Below are 19,367 nucleotides of genomic sequence, written 5' to 3'. Positions count from 1 at the left end.
AAATAATATGTCAATAAATTGTATAAGAACATTAATAGAAGAAGCTAATGTATCAAACCCTGATAAAGTAGCAATTATTCATGGCCAAGAAAAATTAACTTATAGTGAATTATTTACTAAAGTTAATCAAATTGCTTATTATTTAGATGAATTAAATATGCCTAGTAAAAGTAGAATTGGTGTTTATTCAAATAAAGGGATTGATCAAGTAATTGCAATGCTTGCTATTTTATCAACTGATTATATTTTAGTTCCATTAACAAAACTTTTAAAATCAGAGCAAGTTGAGTATATAATCAATGATTGTAATATAGAGTGTATTATTACTGATAAAGTAAAATTAGAATCTATTGAAGAAATCAACTTTACAGGTTCAATTATCTCTTATGAAACAACACACAAAGACCTGCCCTCTTTTGAAGAGATTTACAAATATTATAATAAACCTTATGAATGTAATATTTCAGGTCATCAAAATGCAGCTATTACTTATTCATTTGGAATGGGTGGAAAACCAAAAGGTATTGTAATTTCACATAGAAACTTTATTGATTCTGCACGTGTAGTATCACAATATCTAGATTTAAAAGAAGATGATGTGATTTCAGGACTTTTGATTTTTAATCTAGATTATGGATTAAATCAAATCTTTTGTTCATTATATAAAAGAGCTACATTAGCTTTACATAGATTTGTATTACCAAATGACTTCTTTAATCATTTAATAAATGATAAAGTAACTGTTTTACCTATTATGCCTATTACAATTACAGATATGTTTGATGAAGAAGAAAATAGACTTCCAAGTAGTGAACTTTTAGAAAATGTAAGAATTATTACATCTTCAGGTGGAAATGTAACAAATAAAATGATTACAGATATTGAAAAATATTTTAAAACTGCAAAATTTTATTCTATGCATGGGTTAACAGAAGCCTTTAGATCTACTTATTTAGATCCATCTCAGCTTAAAATAAGACCTGATTCAATTGGAAAAGCAATTCCTGATGTTGAATTATATGTAATTGATGAAGATGGGAATGAGTGTCCTCCAAGAGTTGTTGGTGAGTTAATTCATAGAGGTGGATATATTTATCAAGGATACTGGAAAGGTCCAAAACAAACTAAGCAAAGATTTAAATCAGCACAAATACTTAAAAACATTATAAACCTTGATGGCGAGTTAAATGATGAAATAGTTGTAGCAACTGGAGATTATGTATATAAAGATGAAGAAGGTTATCTTTACTTTGTCTCAAGAGATGATAATATGATTAAAACAAGAGGTTTTAGAGTAAGTCCATATGAAATAAAATCTGTAGTTTGTAAAAATATTTCTGAAATTGATCAATGTGCAGTATTTTCAATAGAAAATGAAGAGATTGAAGAAGAAATAGTTTTAGTTTATACAGCAAATAATGAACTAAGTTCAAAAGAGATTATTTTTGAATTAAAAAAACATCTAGCATCATATATGATTCCATCAAGAATAATATATAAAAAATCTTTACCTCTTATTCCTTCTGATAAAAATAAGATAAATATAGACGAATTAAAAAAAGAATTAATTATTAAATAATTATAAATATAGCATCAAGCTATATTTATAAAAAACTCACTTTTTATTGACTAACGTCAATTACTCCTAAAATAAATTATATTATAATTACTACAATATAAAAAAAAGGATCTAACAATGAAAAAAATTATTATTGCAGCATCAGTATTAACAGCATGTGTAGCATTCGCTAACCCTTACGCAAAATGTGCAGGTTGTCATGGAGCAAATGGAGAAAAAGTAGCATTAGGTAAATCAAAAGTTATTAAAGATATGACTAAAGCAGATTTCGTTGCAGCTTTAAAAGGTTACCAAGATGGATCTTACGGAGGACCTATGAAAGGTTTAATGAAAGGTCAAGTTAAAGGTATGGACGAAGCTACTATGAATGCGATTGCAGATAAAATAGCAAAATAATTCTATCAATACTTAATAATAGCTAGCTTTTAGCTAGTCTATTATTTTTACTTACTTTATACAAATTCTATTCTATCACGACCATTATCTTTAGCTTTATACACACCTTTATCAGCTTTTTGTATCATTTCATCAACATTATTACAATCACTTAAAAAAGAAACACCAATACTTACAGTAATTGAAATATCTCGTAAAGGATGATATAATTTTTTTGATTTAATATCTTCTTTTAACTCATTTAACTTTTCTAAAATATGGTTTTTAGTGATAAAACATAATATTATAAACTCTTCACCACCATATCTATAAACTTCTCCATTAAGAACTTCTGCATGTTTTTTTAATTTATTAGCTAAATAAATAAGAGCTTTATCCCCTGCTTCATGTCCAAAATTATCATTTATACCTTTAAATCTATCAGCATCAATAAATATTGCACTTAAAAAAGAAGAATTACTTTGTCTTGAAAAAACTTTTAAATCATCTTCCATTTTTCGTCTATTATAAACCTTAGTTAAATGGTCTCTATTCATCTGATCTTTTAAAAGTTCTTTTTCTCTTAATAGTTCTTCAATTAGATTATCTTTATAATTTTCTTCTAGGTTTGTATTTTTTTGTTCTATGATTTTTCCTAAAGAAAACTCAAAACAATCTTTTGAAGAAGAATAATCTATTTTTTTACACTCAATTACAAGTAAAGGTGAATCTTTTCCTAAGCCATTTGTAATTGTTAAATTATCAAATTGTTTTATTGAGTATTCAATATTATCATTTACAATTTTAGGTTCAAGAAGTATTTTTTTCCAATATTTATTATTTTCTTTACTAAGAACTAGTATTTTTTTTAATAAAATATCTTCAAACAACTCTTTTGAAACTGAAATCTTTTGCATCTTATATAATTTCCTAAAATAATCTAATAAAACTATATCAAGTAATAACTTAGCTATATATTTGGAATATGTTCAAAAATATATTATAATAAGTTTTTCTTATAGTATATTCATAAGTATTTAATATAATATATTGTATTATCTAAAAAATTTATTTAAGGACTTATAATGACTTTAAGAGAAAAATTTTCTCCCATGTGTTTTTTATCAGCATTAGGTGCTGGTGGTTTATCAGTATCATTTTTTATGTATTTAATGTTTTTAGTACCTCACGAAGGTGCTCCAATGGCAACTTTTGATTTTATATACCCTCAACTATTAAAAGGAAACTGGCTATCTTTTGTATCTGCTTTCTCTCTTGTAATGATTATAGCTTTTGCATTTTTACATTTTAAACTTTTAATTTGGAATACAAAACAATTTAATATGTATAAAAAATCAGATATTTATAAAGAATTAAAAAATTCTAATGCAGAAATTACTTTAATGACAATACCACTTACATTTACAATGACAATAAATGTATGTTTTGTTTTAGGAGCTGTTTTTGTTCCAGGCCTTTGGGGAATTGTTGAATATTTATTTCCATTTGCATTAATTGGATTCATAATAACAGGATTCTTTGGATTAAAAATATTCTTTAATTACTTTTCTAGAATTATTATAAATGGTGATTTTGATTTTACAAAAAACAATAATCTTTCACAAATGATTTCTATTTTTGCCTTTGCAATGATTGCTGTTGGTTTCGCAGCACCTGGAGCTATGAGCCACAATATTGAAATAAATGCAATTGGTATATTTGGTGCACTATTCTTCACTGCTTTATCACTTTTATTACTTGTAATTAAACTTACAATCGGTTTTAAAAATATGTTTGAACATGGTATTTCAGCTGAAGCATCACCATCATTATGGATTATAATTCCTATTTTAACACTTTTAGGAATTACAGCAGTAAGAGTATCTTTTGGTTTTGATCATCATTTTAATTCAGCTGTTGATAAATCTTCATTATTTACCCTTACTTCAATTATTGTTTCTTTACAAATTATATTCGGTGTACTAGGTTATAAAATTATGAATCAATTAGGATATTTTGAAAAATTTGTTGATGGAAAAGAAAGATCATCTGTATCATTTGCACTAATTTGTCCAGGTGTTGCATTTATGGTATTTGGAATGTTTTTTATAAACTTTGGACTTACTTTTAATGGTATTATTGCAAAATATTCACTTGCATATTTTATTCTTATGCTTCCTTTTATTTTTGTTCAATACAAAACAGTTATTTATTTCTTTAAATTAAAGAAAAAGTTCTTTTTTTAATAAATAGAAAAATTATAAAATGGTACAATCTCTATATTAAAAATAGAGGCTGTTACCTATGACAAAAAGCAAAAAACTTAGAAATATTCTTTTACTCTCTACACTCATATTATTTACTGCATGTTCACAAAAAGAACCTCTTGTAAAAGTAAAGAAAAATGATCTGATAAAAAGTACAAAACTTGCAAACAATAACTTTATGAATCAAAATAAAGAAAGTGATAAATATCTATCAAAATATTTTAGACCATGGAATCAAAGTAAAGCTACATACAATTTAAAAGATGCAACTTGGGGTTTTTCATACAAAAATAAAACTGTATATTTAGAAAACCATATAAAAGCAGATGAAAAATGGTTTAATAAACAAATTGATAATTCAAATTTTGAAAAATACAATACTTTACTAAAGAAAGCAATTACACTAAAAAACACTAATATTAGAGTTTTCCCAACATCATCACCAATGTTTTATAATCCAAATAAAGCAGGTGAAGGTTTTCCTTTTGATTACAACCAGAACTCTGCTATTAAAATAAATACTCCAATATTTGTTTCTCATTATTCAAAAGATAAAGCATGGGTTTATATGCAATCTAATAGTGTTGGAGGATGGATTCATATTAGAGACATAGCATTTGTTGATAAAGAATTTATCAATGAGTTTAAAACAAACAACTATAGTGTAGCAATAGAAGAAAAGTTTCCAATATATGACAATACTTTTAGAGAATATGTAAAAGTAGCTACTATTTTTCCAAAAGCAGCAAATAAATATATTATTGCAAAAAAAGATTTTGATAATAATGCAATAATCACATATATTGATATAGATCCAAATTCAGTTGAATCAATGCCTTTAGAATTTAATTCTAGTAATAGAATAAAAATTGCAAAAGCATTACTAGATGAACCTTATGGTTGGGGTGGATTATTAAACAATAGAGATTGTTCAAGTTTTACACAAGATTTTTTTGCTCCATTTGGAAAGTACCTTTCTAGAAACTCAAAAGCACAAACAAAAAATGGTAAATATCATGACATCTCAAGTTTTACAAAAAAACAAAAAAAAGAATATATAAGAAAAAATGCAATTCCTTTTTCTACATTAGTATATTTAAAAGGTCATATTATGCTTTATATTGGACAAAAACAAAATGAACCACTTGTAATGCACAATATGTGGAGTGTAAGGCTTAAGAACAAATATGGAAAGAAATATCGACATATTATTGGAAAAGCTACAATTACAACACTAGAACCAGGAAAAGAGTTAAAAGATTTTGATGAAAACAACAATATTCTTAGACAAGTTAAAGGTATTGTAATATTATAAAACTTATATAAAACACCTACAGAATAATTTCTGTTAGTAATATACTGACATATAAATCGAAAGGAATATATTATGAATGTATTACTAACAGGCTCAAATGGATATATTGGAAGAAGATTAAAACAAAAATTAATTGAAAAAGAAGATATTAATCTAAGACTTTTTGTTCGAGATAAGAAAATTCTATCTTCAAAAAAACACAAAAACATTGAAGTGGTTGAAGGTGATACTTTTGATAAAGAAAAATTAAAGATAGCACTTAAAGACATTGATATAGCTTATTATTTAGTTCACTCTTTAAATAATGAAAACTACAAAGAACTTGATAAAATTTCGGCTCAAAACTTTATTGATATTGCAAAAGAATGCGGTGTAAAAAGAGTGATTTATTTAGGTGGTCTTGGAGTTAAAAATGAGAATACAAGTGAGCATTTATTAAGTAGATTAGAAACAGGAGAAATACTTTCTTCAAGAAAAGAAGTACAAAATATATGGATTAGAGCTGGAGTTATAATAGGTTCAGGAAGTACAAGCTTTGAAATTATTAGAAATTTAACAGAAAAACTTCCAATAATGACAACTCCAAAATGGGTTGAAACAAAAGCACAGCCAATTGGTGTTGATGATGTTATTGCTTATTTATTAGAATCTTTATATATAAAAGAAAAAGAAAACCTTGTAGTTGATATTGGAAGTGAACAATTAACTTACAAAGAAATGATGCTTCAATCAGCTAAGGCTTTGGGGCTTAAAAGAGTGATAATTCCTCTTCCTTTTTTAACAATAAATATCTCATCATATTGGTTAAATCTTTTTACTCCTGTTCCATTTGGAGTTGCAAAAGCACTAATTGAAGGTTTAAAATCAGAAGTAATAATTCAAAATGACAATGCAAAAAAATATTATCCAAATATAATACCAACAAAATTTATAGATGCAGTAAAACAAGCAGTTGTAGTAATACAACAGAATCAAGTAATTTCTAGATGGAGTGATAACCTTGGAAAAGATTGGAATAAAGATCATTCAAAAGAAATAGCAGATGCAATATTTTTAGATAGAAAAGAATTTGATATTAGTAATATTCCAAAAGAAAAAGTATATGCAAGTTTTATTAGTATTGGTGGGAAAAATGGTTGGTTTGAATTTGATTTTCTTTGGGAAATTCGAGGCTTTATTGATAAAATGATTGGTGGAGTTGGACTAAAAAGAGGAAGAAGAGACCAATATAATCTTAGAATTGGAGATAGCTTAGATTTTTGGAAAGTAGTTGATATCAAAAAAAATGAAAGATTACTTTTATTTGCTCAAATGAAACTACCAGGAAGAGCATGGTTAGAGTTTAAAATCAAAGATAATAAACTAATCCAAACAGCTTATTATTATCCAAAAGGACTTTTTGGAAGAATATATTGGTATTCACTTGTACCTATTCATTATTTTGTATTTAAAAATATGATAAGTAATATTGTTAAAAAAGCTAAGAGTTCATAAATAAATATTCAAATATCTATTTAGTGAAGTAAACCATATTTGAAGATACATCGGTTTTAATAAAGTACCAAGTCTCCTCTCTTAAAATCAATTCTTGGCAAACTAATAAACCAACAAATTGACCTGAATAACAATCATCTTGAGAACAAGCTTTAGTATAAGCTTCTTCCCAAATAGTATTGCGCCAAATATTTCTTGGAAAGATACTTCTTACAACAAGCTTTGAATTACTCTTTAGTTTTTCATCAATAACTTTATTGATTTCTTCAATCATTATTTCATATGAAGATTTAGACAATCTAAGTTTACAAATTTCAAAATAGTTTTTATGCCAAACTTCATCTATAATATTTTCATTAATATTCTTTAACATCATTACTACTTTTTGTATATTATATTAAAGTATAATCTTTTTATATTCATAAATAAGTATACTATATATACTTTATTCAGATTTTCTCAAATAAATAATTCTATAAATCATTGGTACAAAATAAAGATTTAAAATTGTAGCCCATAATATTCCAAAACCTAAAGATACAGCCATTGGTTGTAAAATCAAGGCTTGTCCAGAAGAGAAGAAAATAAGTGTAGAAAGTCCTAATATTGTAGTAACTGATGTTAGTAATATTGGTCTTAATCTCATTTTTGCTAACTCTACCATTTCAGCTAAATTTTTTGCTTTTTTAATAAAGTCCATCATAATAATTCCATCATTTACTATAACACCTGCAAGTCCTACTATTCCAATTAAACTTGGCATTGAAACATTTATTCCCATTACAACATGACCTATTAAAACACCTAAAACAGATAATGGAATTGTACTTAAAATAATTAGAGGTTTTACAATAGAATCAAACATCCAAACAAGTGCCATAAAAATAAGAATAACAGCTATTAAAGCAGCCTGCCCCATTTCTCTTTGCACTTTCTCGTTTTCTTGTTGTTCACCTTTAATTTCTAAAGTAACTGTTTTTCTAAGCTCATCAATATCACTTTGAATTGTTTTAAATACTTCTGCTGATGTAACTTTGTTTAAAGAAGCTGTTACGCTTATGATTTGTTCATTATTTTCTTTAAATATCTGAGAATATGCAGGTACTTTTATAAAATCTACAACTTCACTTAAAAGAACTTTTTGACCACTTGAAGTAGTAATTTCAAAAGTATCTAAACTATTTAAAATATCCTTTGATTTACTCTCAAAAATTATATCAACAATACCTTGATTATCAAACATTTTTGAGTAAGTTCCTTTAAAATAAAAAGGTCTTAATTCATTTAATATAGTCTCTTCACTAATTCCAATATTATTTCCATAAGAGTTTACTTTAAACTTTAATTCATAATTTCCTGTTAGTGCATCATCAGCTATATTTGAAACTCCATTTGTTTTAGAAAAAGAATCTTTTAATTTTTTAACAGCAAGTGCTACTTTTTCTTTTTCTCCTGAAACTGCTATTTCAATATCATTTTTAACAATTCCAGCTTGAGGAACAAATACTTTTAATTCATCATACGTTCCAGAACTAATATCAGCATTTAAAATCTCTTTTAACTGCTCTTCCATATCCTGAGCTGCAATATTTCTAATCATATTAGTATTGTCATATTTTGGCGAAAGATAAGGGTTTACAAACTCTTCAAAAATATTTGTAGGTGCTCTTTCATGTAAGTTTACAAATATATGAAAATAAAACTCTTCATAATGAGGTTGATTTTTACCATCAAGTTTCATTCCCGTAACTGAAGATACTGAACTTACTACATTTTTAAAATCAACTGAGTTTAATATCTTCTTTTCAATATCAAATACAAGTTGTTCTGTTTGTTCAATTTTTTTACCAACTCCAACAGAACCTGTTATATATATTTGAGTTGAATCAAAAGAAGGCATAAACTCAAACTTTTGAGTTTTGAATATAATTACAGATGAACCGATAATTGTAGCTATCATAATGATTATTGCAATATATTTCCATTTTAATAAAAACTCTAAAATATTTCCATATAGCTTATAATTAAAATCCCAAACCTTATGAGATTTTCTTTCACCTTTACTTACTTTTAGTATTTCTTGTGCATGTAGAGGTAAAAAGAAAAATGCTTCTACAAGTGAACTTATAAGAAGTATTGTAATCATTACAGGAAGTATTTGCATAAACTTCCCTACTTCTCCTGTCATTAGTAATATTGGTAAAAAAGCAAATATTGTTGTTGCTGTTGCTGTTAAAACAGCAGGAAACATCTCTAAGGCTCCATCACGTGCTGCTGCAAATTTATCTTTTCCCATTTCAAGATGTCTATAGATATTTTCACCTACAACAATAGCTTCATCAACAAGCATTCCTAAAGCAATTAAAGCTCCAAGCAAAGAAAGCATATTTAAACTATATCCCATATAATCAGCACCAATTAAACCAATCATAAAGGAAGTTGGAATTCCAATTGCTATTACAATAGCAATTCTTACATTTATAAATATAAATAGTGCAATAAATAGTAAAATTAAACCAAATAAAATATTTGAAACAACAGTATTAAGTCTATTTTTAATCCAAATAGAAGTATCAATATAAGTATCAAACTCTAAATTCTCATACTTTTTATCAAAATCTTTTGCAATTTCTTTGATTTGTTTTACAAGTTCAATTGCATCACCTTCTACGCCTTTATTTATTCCTACTGCAATATTTGTTTTTGCATTAAAATGAGAGATATCAGCTACATCACCTAGTGTATATTTAACATTTGCTATATCTTTTAAATAAAGAGAAGTTCCGTTTATTCGTATTAAAGTATTTTTTATTTTTTCAATATCTTTTTCACCATTATATGTAGATAAATAATAGTGCGTTGAAGAGTCTTTAATAGAACCAATTGGAAAAATAGAGCTTAAAGATTGAACTGCGTTTATAACACTTAATTTATTTAAACCATATGCATCAATTTTTTCATCATTAAAAGTTATTAGAAGCTCTTTATCACTTTTTCCAAAAACTGAAACTTGTGATAAATCTTTTAATTGCATAACTTTTGATTTTACATCTGTAGCAACTTCAATCAAATACTCTTTTGAAACATCTTGTTTTGATGAAACTGAAATATTTATCAAAGGAAAAGCGTGTTCAAGTGTTTTAACAGTTGGTTCATCCATATCAGAAGGTAAGTTTGTTTTAATTTTTGTAACAATATCTTTTACATCATCAACAACTTCATTTGCTTTATAACCGTCTTTTAAATCAACTTTGATATTAAAACTTCCATTTTTAATAGTAGAAGAAATAGTATCAGCAGAACTTAAACCTAAAAGTTCATCTTCAATATCTGAAACTGCAATTTTATCAAGTAATTCTGAACTTGCACCCGTGTAATAACCACTAATAGAAACAGCATCTAAAGCAGATGGTGGAAAAATTTCTTTTGGTATTTTAAAATAAGAAAAAAAAGCAAGCAATAAAATAAAAAGAAGAAACATATGATTTAAAATAGGTTTCTTTAATGCAAACTCTATAATGCTTTTTATCATTTCTCATCTTTTAAAGGATTAAATAATAGTGAATCAATAATTTGATTTTTAAATTTCATATCTTCTAATTGTTGTGCTAAGAATTTATTTTCTTCTTGTAGTGAAATATAGTGAGCATATAATTTATTGATATCTTTACTAATATAATAAATATTGTTTCTAAAATATATTTTTGGAAAATACAAAATAACAGCAATAAAAAGTATTGAAAATACAATTACTAAAGAATTAACAGCATTTAATTTAATCAAATTTAAAAATCCTTAATTTAGAACTTCTACTTCTAGGGTTCTTTTTTATCTCTTCTTTTGTAGGAATAATTGGTTTTTTTGTAAGTATTTTTCCTAAAGCATGATTATTACCACATTCACATCTAAAAGCTTCAGGAGGACAAATACAAGACTTTGTCCATTTTTTAAAGTATTGCTTTACAATTCTATCTTCTAATGAATGAAATGAAATAATTGCAACAATACAATTTTCTAATTTTGCATCTGCCAAAGAATCAAATAATCTTTTTAAAACTCCAAGCTCATCATTTACTTCAATTCTAATACCTTGAAAAGGAAGAGTTGCTGGATGTATTTTACCTTTTGACATTTTTTGTGATAGTAATTGTGCTATTTGTTTTGCGGAAGTAAAAGGTCTATTATTAACTATTAAAGATGCAACTTTTTTATATTCTCGCACTTCTCCATACTCTTTAAACACTCTTTCAAGTTCACTTTGAGAATATGTATTTACAACTACAGAAGCATCTAAACTTTGATTTTGATTCATTCTCATATCTAAAGTTTCACTTTCAAAACCAAAACCACGCTCTAGTTTATCAAGTTGTAAAGAAGAAACTCCAATATCAGCTAAAACACCTCTAATATCAAAATCTTTAAAGTTATCAAGAACATGTTCAAAATTCCCTTTATTAAAAGTAACTCTTGACGAAAAAGCCTCTAATCTTTTTGCACAAAAAGCTAAAGCTTCATCATCTTGATCATTACATATTAACTTAACATTTTCATTTTGTTCTAATAATCCATTAGTGTGACCACCAAAACCAGTGGTACAATCAATGATATATCCTTCATTAATACTAGAAAAAGCTTCAAGTGTTTCATTATATAGTACGGGAACATGTGGTATTTGCATTCAAATAGTCCTTATTAAAATTAGTATATAATACCCAAAAATATATTTAAGGCTTTTTAAAATGGTAGATAAGGCTACAGTAAAACAATTAAGTGATTTATCTCTTACAATGTTTAGAAAAAACTTCTTTGGAATTTATCATGGAGCAATCTCTGCAAAACTAGATCAAGAGAACTTTGTAATTAATACAAATGATGCAATTTTTGATGAAATGACATCAAGTTCATTTTGTACACTAAATATCAATAAACAAGATTATAGATGGAAAATTGCAAGTATAGAATCACATATTCATGCAACAATATATACAAATATTCATGAAGCAAAATATATAGCCTTTGGAATGCCTATTTATACTACAGCATATACCTTTGAACATGATTCTATAGTTTTCGAAGATTATTTTGGAAAAACAACTTTTGGAGAAATTCCAATTTATGACCCAGGGGAATGTGAAAATTGGTATAGCAGAAACGCTTTAGAAATCACTAGATACTTAAAAGAATCAAAAAACAATGTAATGGTAATCAAAGGTGTTGGTGCTTATGTTTATGATAGAGACATAAATGAACTTGTAAAAAAAATAGCAATTTTAGAAAACTCTTGCAGATTACTTAGTATAAAAACATCATTTTGCTAATAAAATTTATTAAATCATTATTTTTTACATTATTTTTCAATATAAACCCCCAATTTTAGCTATTTTAAAGCTTAGATAGTATAAAGTTTATCAAATTTATTTTAATTAAGGAGTTCATCCATGAACAAAGCTGAATTTATTGACGCAATAGCTGCAAAAGCTGGTTTATCTAAAAAAGACGCAAAAGGTGCAGTTGATTCTGTATTAGAAACAATTACTGAAACATTAGTAAAAAGAGAATCTGTAAGTTTCATTGGTTTTGGTACATTTACTACTGCTGATAGAGCTGCAAGAACTGCTAAAGTTCCAGGAACTGATAAAACAGTTGACGTACCAGCTACTACTGTTGGAAAATTCAAAGTTGGAAAAGCTTTAAAAGAAGCAATTGCTAAAAAATAATTTATTAACTTAAATTAACCAACTTAAAAAAGGATCTACTTTATGTAGATCCTTTTTTTTTAACTCTATTTGTTGCTACTGCTTCATAAGGATTTTCGGGCCAGTAGTGTTTTTTATACTTTCCTCTTAACTCTTTTCGAACTTCTGTATAAGAATTTTTCCAAAAACTTTCTAAATCATATGTTATTTGAATAGGTCTTTGTGCTGGTGATAATAAATGTATTTGAAGAAATACAGAATTATTTAATATCATTGGTGTTTTCTTTAATCCAAAAACTTCTTGTATCTTTACTTTTAAAATAGGCGTTTTAATATCACTATAATCTATTTTGATATTAGAGCCACTTGGAACTTTTAATGTATTTGGAAGTAATTTTTCTAAAGTTTGTAAATCATCCCATAAAAGCATTGATTGTAAATAAGAATAAGTATCAATACTTTTTAAATCTTTTAATGAATTTATATTTTGTAAAAAAGGTTCTAAGCTATTAATATTTTTTAGTAAACCTTCTTTTGTAAAATCAGGTAAGTTTAAATTTATAGTATTAACATCTTCACTTTTAATATGATGATTAAAAAAACAAACTTTTGATATTAAATCTTGGGCTTTTTTATTCCAAGATAACAAAGCTAAGCCTTCTTTCTTAATTAACTGTATTAACAATCTTGGATATTTTTCTTTTTTAAACTCAGTATTAGCATTTGAAAAGAGTTCAAGCTTTAAAAAGTATGTAGATGTTTTAATATCTAAACTATTTTTTTCTTTCTTATATATCACTTCATCTTTTTGTTTTAAAAAAGAAGAAAAATATTTTTTAATATCATCTAAGTTAATAGGACAGGCATGAAGTATATGTGAGTTTTTTTCTTTTGCATTTATGTTTGGTAAAACTAAATATTCACTATTAAAAAGAGTATCTTTACTGTTTAATATTGCACCCTTTTCATTACTTAATTTATATTTATTATCATTTTTAGCTCTTAGTTTTGCAAGTCTATTAGGATATGCAAATAAAAGTAATACACCTAGAATATTTTCTTCAAGGTATTCATTCTTATCTTTGAGAATTGTTATAATTTTTGTAAGTTTTTTATAAATAAACTCTGCTTGTTTTAATACCTGTTTTGCTCTAAATTCATTAATATTAAAAGAATTAAATCTTTTTTGCTTTAAAGCTATATATCTTTCATATAAATTGCAAGAGCTAAAAGTATCTTTAAAAATATCATTTTCTAAAAGCATTGATGTAATTAAACAAGCTTGCTTTGCATAGCCTAATTCATTTGCTTTTAGTATCATATTTGCAAATCTAGGATGAATTCCTAAAGATAAACACTGCTTACCCTCTTTTGTAATATTACCTTTATTATCTAACATATTTAAATTTAGTAGTAAGTTTTTTGAGGAATCAATAATTTCTAAACTTGGGTAATCTAAAAGTTTTAATTCATTTAAATCTTCAACTCCCCATAAAGCAACTTCAAGTAAAAAAGATGATAAATCCGCTCTTAAAATCTCAGGTTTTGATATTTGTTCTAAAATTCTATTTTTATGCCAAAGCTTATAACATTTTCCACTACTTAATCTTCCAGCTCGTCCTGCTCTTTGTATCGAAGCTTCTTTTGAAATAAAACAATATTCTAAATGATTCATATCATTAGAAGAATTAAATCTTGTTTGTTTTTGTAAACCTGAATCAATTACTACTTTAATTCCTTCAATTGTAAGTGAGGTTTGTGCTATATTTGTTGAAAGAATTACTTTTCTATTTTCACTTTTCCCAATAGCCTTTTCTTGATCTTTTTGAGTTAAACTTGAATGTAAAGGAAGTATATTAATTTCCTTATTTGATACTTTTAACTTTAATTTTTCTTCTAAATATTTAATCTCTTTTAAACCAGGAAGAAAAACTAAAATATCACCTTCATCTTTGTTTATAGAAGATAAAATAGTTTTTAATAAAATGTCATTTAAAGTTTCAAGTGTTGGATGTTTAATATCTTGATTTAAATAAACATCTTCAATATCATACATTCTTCCTTCACTTTTTATTACTTCTGCATTTTCTAATAAACTTGATATTTCTTTAGTATTTAGAGTTGCTGACATTAAAAGAATCTTTAAATCATCTCTTAATAATTCTTGAGACTGTAAAGATAAAGCTAAGGATAAATCACTATGAATACTTCTTTCATGAAACTCATCAAATATAATCAATGCAATATCTTCTAAAGCTTGGTCATTTTGTAACTTTCTTGTTAATATTCCTTCAGTTACTACTAATATTTTTGTATCTTTTGAAAAGCAAGAATCCATTTTAACTTGGTACCCTACTCTTTGCCCTATTTCTTCACCAAGTAATCTTGCCATTTGCAAAGCAACATTTTTTGCAGCCATTCTTCGAGGTTCAAGCATAATAATCATTCGATGCTTTAACCAGTTTTCTTCTAAAAGTGATATTGGTACTATTGTACTTTTACCTGCACCTGCACTTGCTTGAAGAACTACTCTTTTTTTGTTTTCTAAACTTTTTTTTAGTGTTGGAATTATTTCATGTATAGGGAGTTGTTTCATATTATTTTTTATCATCAATCCATAATATTCTAGCTACATCAATTAAATTTTTTGAAATACTGTGAGTATAAGTGGAATCATTAATCAAAGATGTTGCCATTGTACTTGTTATTTGATTTTTTCTAATTAATGTATCAATTTTTTCATTGTGTAAATCACCTAACTGCATTATTTCATACTCTAAAATCTCTAAGTTTTTTAAAGCTTTTACATCATCTTTATCATTTTTTAAATCATTTATTGTATTTATAGTCTTAGCTATATTAGTTCTTAAATAATTGTATTCTTCTTTTATAAAGCTATTATCTGATTTTAAATAAAAGATTATATTTTTATGAAGATCTCTAATATTCTTGATTGCTTCAACTATGTCTTTTGAAGCTAATTTGTAAGAGTATATTTTATTTTTATAATCATTATCCATATTTTCTTGAGCAAGAACAGAAAAATGTATTATTTCTCCATATAAAGATTTTATCTTGCTTGAATAAAACTCATTAATATCAATATTTATTTGTGCATTTGAATTTTTAACAACTAAAGAAATATCATGGCTTCCTAAATAGTTGTGTCTGTGTAAATATAAAGCATGAGAAATCACTTCAACTGAGTTTTCGTATAAATGTATAGTTTCATTTTTTATAGCTTCTATTGCAGCATCAGGAACTGAAATTACAATATCATCAAGAAATTTTGCTTTTAATTTTGATGTTTTTTCATCTTTAAATAGTGTTGCTAAAAAACTTTCTAATTTATAGGTAAAAGGAGATACAAGTAAAACTCCAATAATATTAAAAATAGTATGAAATAATGCTAATTTCATTGCATAGTTATCTTCTGAAATTCCTATTTTAGAAGCAAGTACAGACACTAAATCTGCTAGTTGATATAAAAAAACAATTGCTATTATTGCAGTTGTGATATTAAAAATAAAATGTGCAACTGCTAATCTTTTACCATTAGCATTTGATGAAATTGCAGCTACAACAGCAGTAACTGTTGTACCTATATTAGCTCCAATTGCTAATTCTAAAGCATTTATATATAAAATTTGATTAGTCATTAAAGCAGTGATAATTAATGCCATTGTTGCAGCACTTGATTGAATAACTACAGTTGCAAGTAATCCAATTAGAATATAAATTAATATTCCTAAATTGCCTTCCATTGCAAATTGAGATAAGTCAATACCATTTTTTAAAGTATCAAAACCTTCTTTCATATAAGAAATACCTAAAAAGACAAATCCTAAACCTAAAAGAACATTACCTAAACCTTTATAACTTTTATTGTCAGAGAATCTAAAAATTACTCCAAAAATAATCATAGGAAAAGCAAAGGCAGCTATTTTAATTTCCATTCCAAAACTTGAAACTATCCAAGCAGTTGTAGTTGAACCTATATTTGAGCCAAAGATAACTCCAATAGCACCACTTAAAGATATTAACCCTGCACTTAAAAAAGATATTATTACAACTGAGATCAATGAAGAACTTTGAACAATTGAAGTAGATAAAAAGCCTGTAAATATAGCTTTTGGAATATTATTAGTAGTTTTAGATAAAACTTTTTCTAAAATACCACCACTAAAAAGTTTGAAACCATCTTCCATAAAAGTCATACCAATTAAAAAAATTGCGATTCCAGTGATTATAACTTTTGCATCATCATCAACTAAAAGTAAATAAGCTAATGCAATTAAAATTAATGGATAGATGATTTTTCTCAAGATAAAAATTCCTTTTATGAAATAATACCAAATATTTAGATATAATCGCAAAATATATAAAACAAAAGGAATTGTTATCGAAACATTTACTTCAATGGGCATAAATTCTCTATTAATTGACGCATTAAAAGATTTAGAGTTTGAAAAAGCTACGGAAATACAAGAAAAGTCTATACCAATAGCGCTTAAAAAGAAAGACATATTAGCAGCCGCACAAAGTGGTACAGGAAAAACTGCTGCATTTTTATTACCAATTTTAAATGAAATTCATGAAAATCAAGAAGGTCTTAAAGATAAAACATTAAGAGCTTTAATAATTGTACCAACAAGAGAACTTGCTAATCAAATATCAAAAGTTATTGAAGAGTTTTCAAAATACATAAGAATAGAAAAAGCTGTTGTTTATGGTGGAGTTTCATCTACAGACCAAGCTAAAAAAATAGCACGTGGTTTAGATATTTTAGTTGCAACTCCTGGAAGATTACAAGAACATATCAGAAATAAAACAGTTGATTTATCTTCAGTTACAACTTTAGTTGTAGACGAAGTTGATACTATGCTTGATATGGGATTTTTAAATGATATAGAAGTAATTTTTCAAGAAGCAAATCAAAGCAGACAGATTTTAATGTACTCTGCAACAATGACTCAAAATGTTAAAAAACTTGCAAAAGAGTTTTTAAAAGACCCCGTTGTTATAGAAATTTCTTCACAAAGATCAAGTGTTAAAAAAATTGTTCAAAGAGTTATAGAAGTAGACCCAGACCAAAAAGCTGCACTACTTTCTTATATTATTGGTTCAGAGAACTATTCACAAGTTTTAGTTTTTGTAAATACGAAAAAAGAAGCAGATGGCCTAGTTGAACACTTAAATCTTGATGGTTTACCAGCTTCTTGTATTCATGGAGATATAAGACAAACTGCACGTGCAAAAGCTTTAAGAAAATTTAGATCCGGAGATAATAGAGTTTTAGTTGCAACTGATATTGCAGCACGTGGTATTGATATTCAAATGCTTCCACTTGTAGTTAACTTTGAACTTCCAGAAGGTGTTAGTGATTATACACACAGAATTGGAAGAACAGGCCGTGCTGGTCAATCTGGTTTTGCTATTACACTTTTAAGTGTAAAAGATTATAAAATGATGAAAGAGATTGAAAAAGAGTTAATTCTTGATTTAGGAAGAGAAGAAGTAGAAGGTTTTGAACCAACAGAAAAAAAACCAAGAATATTTGTTCATAAAAGAAGACCTCTTTCACAGAAAAAAGGTTTAAAAGACAAATATGGAAAACCAAAACAAACAAGCAAAACAAATAAAAAACCTAATCAAAAAGCATCTAAAAAAACAACAAAAAGAGATGCTAATAGAAACTTTAGAAAATAAGATATCATAAGATATCTTATTTAGTTTTCTTTATATAATATTCATTCTTTTTAATATCTCATAAGTTTTCGAAACATCATAAGTAGCACTATGATATTTAACATCATCAAAATCTATTTTATAAAAATTACAAGTTTCATCAAGTTTCGGATTTTTGATATTTCCATTTTTATTTAAAGCTTTTACTATTTTTTTATTCTCTTTCATTGTACAAAAATGATTTTCAAACTTTACCATTCTATCAAGATGTCTTAATTCAAAAGAAATATTATGTGCAACTAAAGTATTTGCATCTTCACAAAACTCTATAAAATCTAAATCTTCAGTAAAATAAGAAGAATAAGTCATATCTTTTCTATGCTCTAATATAAGCTCTGGTGTTAACTTATGTACTTCATATGAGTATGGATTAACACTATATCTTGAAAGATAATATCTATGAAACTTATCAACTAACTCATATTTATCATTTACTTTTTTTAATTTAACAGCTGCTACTTCTATTACATCCCCAATATTTTGTGAATTTGTTTCAAAATCTAAAATTATCATTTTTTTATTTCTTCTCTTTTTTTATATATCATTTTTTGTATTTTCTTATATTCAATTTTATTAATAGAATCTATTTCATCTATTAGGTTCTCATATTTTTTATAAAGTAGCCATATATTTTGTGCATGTTCATACCTTTGCATTTTTATTAGTTCAAAATATGCAAAAGCATTTACAAAAGCTTTTAGTATAAAAGATTCATTTCTTGTTTTTTTATCATTTTTATACTTTCTCCATAACTCTTCTGTTTTATCATGAACATTTATAAAATAATTTTTTTCTAATAAAACGATAAGTTCTTTTAGTTCCATTTTAATATTCATAAACAACCTATATATTGTAGTTGTGTAATTATATCAAAGTAAATTTAAACTTTATAA

Annotated in this window: 17 protein-coding genes; 8 read left to right on the top strand and 9 right to left on the bottom strand. The window is 26.0% G+C overall.

Translation table 11 applies throughout. The annotated features are described in order from the left end of the window. Window positions 1–7 precede the first annotated feature (7 nt). Together D3Z07_RS01830 and D3Z07_RS01825 are read left to right on the top strand one after the other, a co-directional pair. The gene (locus tag D3Z07_RS01830) at window positions 8–1,579 is read left to right on the top strand and encodes an AMP-binding protein (RefSeq protein ID WP_122892916.1); all 1,572 of its coding nucleotides are present in this window, start codon (window positions 8–10) and stop codon (window positions 1,577–1,579) included. A 117-nt stretch (window positions 1,580–1,696) separates the two neighbouring features. Beyond that, window positions 1,697–1,975, top strand: a complete 279-nt coding sequence (locus D3Z07_RS01825; RefSeq protein ID WP_076087026.1) for a c-type cytochrome — start codon at window positions 1,697–1,699, stop codon at window positions 1,973–1,975. 56 nt (window positions 1,976–2,031) lie between these two features. On the opposite strand, the gene D3Z07_RS01820 is transcribed toward D3Z07_RS01825, so the two are convergent. Continuing rightward, complete coding sequence (locus tag D3Z07_RS01820; RefSeq protein WP_122892915.1) at window positions 2,032–2,871, bottom strand: GGDEF domain-containing protein; 840 nt, start codon at window positions 2,869–2,871, stop codon at window positions 2,032–2,034. Window positions 2,872–3,039: 168 nt separating this feature from the next. Between D3Z07_RS01820 and D3Z07_RS01815 the strand changes: the two genes are divergently transcribed. The 3 genes from D3Z07_RS01815 (at window position 3,040) to D3Z07_RS01805 (ending at window position 7,030) form a co-directional block, all read left to right on the top strand. Further along, on the top strand, window positions 3,040–4,200 hold the full coding sequence (locus D3Z07_RS01815) for a TsoY family (seleno)protein (RefSeq protein ID WP_122892914.1): 1,161 nt from the start codon (window positions 3,040–3,042) through the stop codon (window positions 4,198–4,200). Window positions 4,201–4,258: 58 nt separating this feature from the next. Beyond that, entirely contained in the window at window positions 4,259–5,536 is a 1,278-nt protein-coding gene (locus tag D3Z07_RS01810; protein WP_122892913.1) for a C40 family peptidase, read from the top strand. 72 nt (window positions 5,537–5,608) lie between these two features. Continuing rightward, window positions 5,609–7,030 carry an SDR family oxidoreductase gene (locus D3Z07_RS01805; RefSeq protein ID WP_122892912.1) on the top strand — a complete coding sequence of 474 codons (1,422 nt, stop codon included), beginning with the start codon at window positions 5,609–5,611 and terminating at the stop codon, window positions 7,028–7,030. A 16-nt stretch (window positions 7,031–7,046) separates the two neighbouring features. Here D3Z07_RS01805 and D3Z07_RS01800 read toward each other — a convergent pair whose 3' ends face one another. The 4 genes from D3Z07_RS01800 to rsmH all read right to left on the bottom strand — a co-directional run bounded on the left by D3Z07_RS01800 (window position 7,047) and on the right by rsmH (window position 11,708). Further along, window positions 7,047–7,403, bottom strand: coding sequence for a hypothetical protein (locus D3Z07_RS01800; protein WP_122892911.1), 357 nt, complete (start codon window positions 7,401–7,403; stop codon window positions 7,047–7,049). A gap of 72 nt (window positions 7,404–7,475) precedes the next feature. Continuing rightward, on the bottom strand, window positions 7,476–10,562 hold the full coding sequence (locus D3Z07_RS01795; RefSeq protein ID WP_122892910.1) for an efflux RND transporter permease subunit: 3,087 nt from the start codon (window positions 10,560–10,562) through the stop codon (window positions 7,476–7,478). Continuing rightward, window positions 10,559–10,813, bottom strand: a complete 255-nt coding sequence (locus tag D3Z07_RS01790; protein ID WP_076087040.1) for a hypothetical protein — start codon at window positions 10,811–10,813, stop codon at window positions 10,559–10,561. Before D3Z07_RS01790 ends, D3Z07_RS01795 begins: the two co-directional genes overlap by 4 nt. After that, window positions 10,806–11,708, bottom strand: coding sequence for a 16S rRNA (cytosine(1402)-N(4))-methyltransferase RsmH (gene rsmH, locus D3Z07_RS01785; RefSeq protein ID WP_076087042.1), 903 nt, complete (start codon window positions 11,706–11,708; stop codon window positions 10,806–10,808). The genes D3Z07_RS01790 and rsmH overlap by 8 nt, the downstream gene beginning before the upstream one ends. A 61-nt stretch (window positions 11,709–11,769) precedes the next feature. Between rsmH and D3Z07_RS01780 the strand changes: the two genes are divergently transcribed. Both D3Z07_RS01780 and D3Z07_RS01775 read left to right on the top strand, forming a co-directional pair. Further along, complete coding sequence (locus tag D3Z07_RS01780; RefSeq protein ID WP_076087044.1) at window positions 11,770–12,348, top strand: class II aldolase and adducin N-terminal domain-containing protein; 579 nt, start codon at window positions 11,770–11,772, stop codon at window positions 12,346–12,348. Window positions 12,349–12,468: 120 nt separating this feature from the next. Next, window positions 12,469–12,747 (top strand): HU family DNA-binding protein, encoded by a 279-nt coding sequence (locus D3Z07_RS01775; RefSeq protein WP_076087046.1) that lies wholly within the window; start codon window positions 12,469–12,471, stop codon window positions 12,745–12,747. Between the two features lie 40 nt (window positions 12,748–12,787). On the opposite strand, the gene hrpB is transcribed toward D3Z07_RS01775, so the two are convergent. Together hrpB and D3Z07_RS01765 are read right to left on the bottom strand one after the other, a co-directional pair. Continuing rightward, window positions 12,788–15,337, bottom strand: coding sequence for an ATP-dependent helicase HrpB (hrpB, locus tag D3Z07_RS01770; RefSeq protein ID WP_122892909.1), 2,550 nt, complete (start codon window positions 15,335–15,337; stop codon window positions 12,788–12,790). Continuing rightward, complete coding sequence (locus D3Z07_RS01765; RefSeq protein WP_322898836.1) at window positions 15,324–17,051, bottom strand: Na/Pi cotransporter family protein; 1,728 nt, start codon at window positions 17,049–17,051, stop codon at window positions 15,324–15,326. The genes hrpB and D3Z07_RS01765 overlap by 14 nt, the downstream gene beginning before the upstream one ends. A 94-nt stretch (window positions 17,052–17,145) precedes the next feature. On the opposite strand from D3Z07_RS01765, the gene D3Z07_RS01760 reads away from it, so the two are divergent. Then, a complete protein-coding gene (locus D3Z07_RS01760) occupies window positions 17,146–18,435 on the top strand; it encodes a DEAD/DEAH box helicase (protein ID WP_122892907.1) in 1,290 nt (429 codons plus the stop codon). 30 nt (window positions 18,436–18,465) lie between these two features. Here the strand turns inward: D3Z07_RS01760 and D3Z07_RS01755 are convergent, their stop codons facing one another. Both D3Z07_RS01755 and D3Z07_RS01750 read right to left on the bottom strand, forming a co-directional pair. Further along, complete coding sequence (locus D3Z07_RS01755) at window positions 18,466–18,987, bottom strand: 3'-5' exonuclease (RefSeq protein ID WP_076087050.1); 522 nt, start codon at window positions 18,985–18,987, stop codon at window positions 18,466–18,468. After that, the gene (locus D3Z07_RS01750; RefSeq protein WP_122892906.1) at window positions 18,984–19,310 is read right to left on the bottom strand and encodes a DUF309 domain-containing protein; all 327 of its coding nucleotides are present in this window, start codon (window positions 19,308–19,310) and stop codon (window positions 18,984–18,986) included. Before D3Z07_RS01750 ends, D3Z07_RS01755 begins: the two co-directional genes overlap by 4 nt. Window positions 19,311–19,367 lie beyond the last annotated feature (57 nt).

Origin of the sequence: Arcobacter peruensis (assembly GCF_003711085.1) — a bacterium.
Lineage (GTDB): Bacteria > Campylobacterota > Campylobacteria > Campylobacterales > Arcobacteraceae > Poseidonibacter > Poseidonibacter parvus.
The sequence above is the reverse complement of the archived record's forward strand: the minus strand, read 5'-3'. Positions and strand labels throughout refer to the sequence as shown.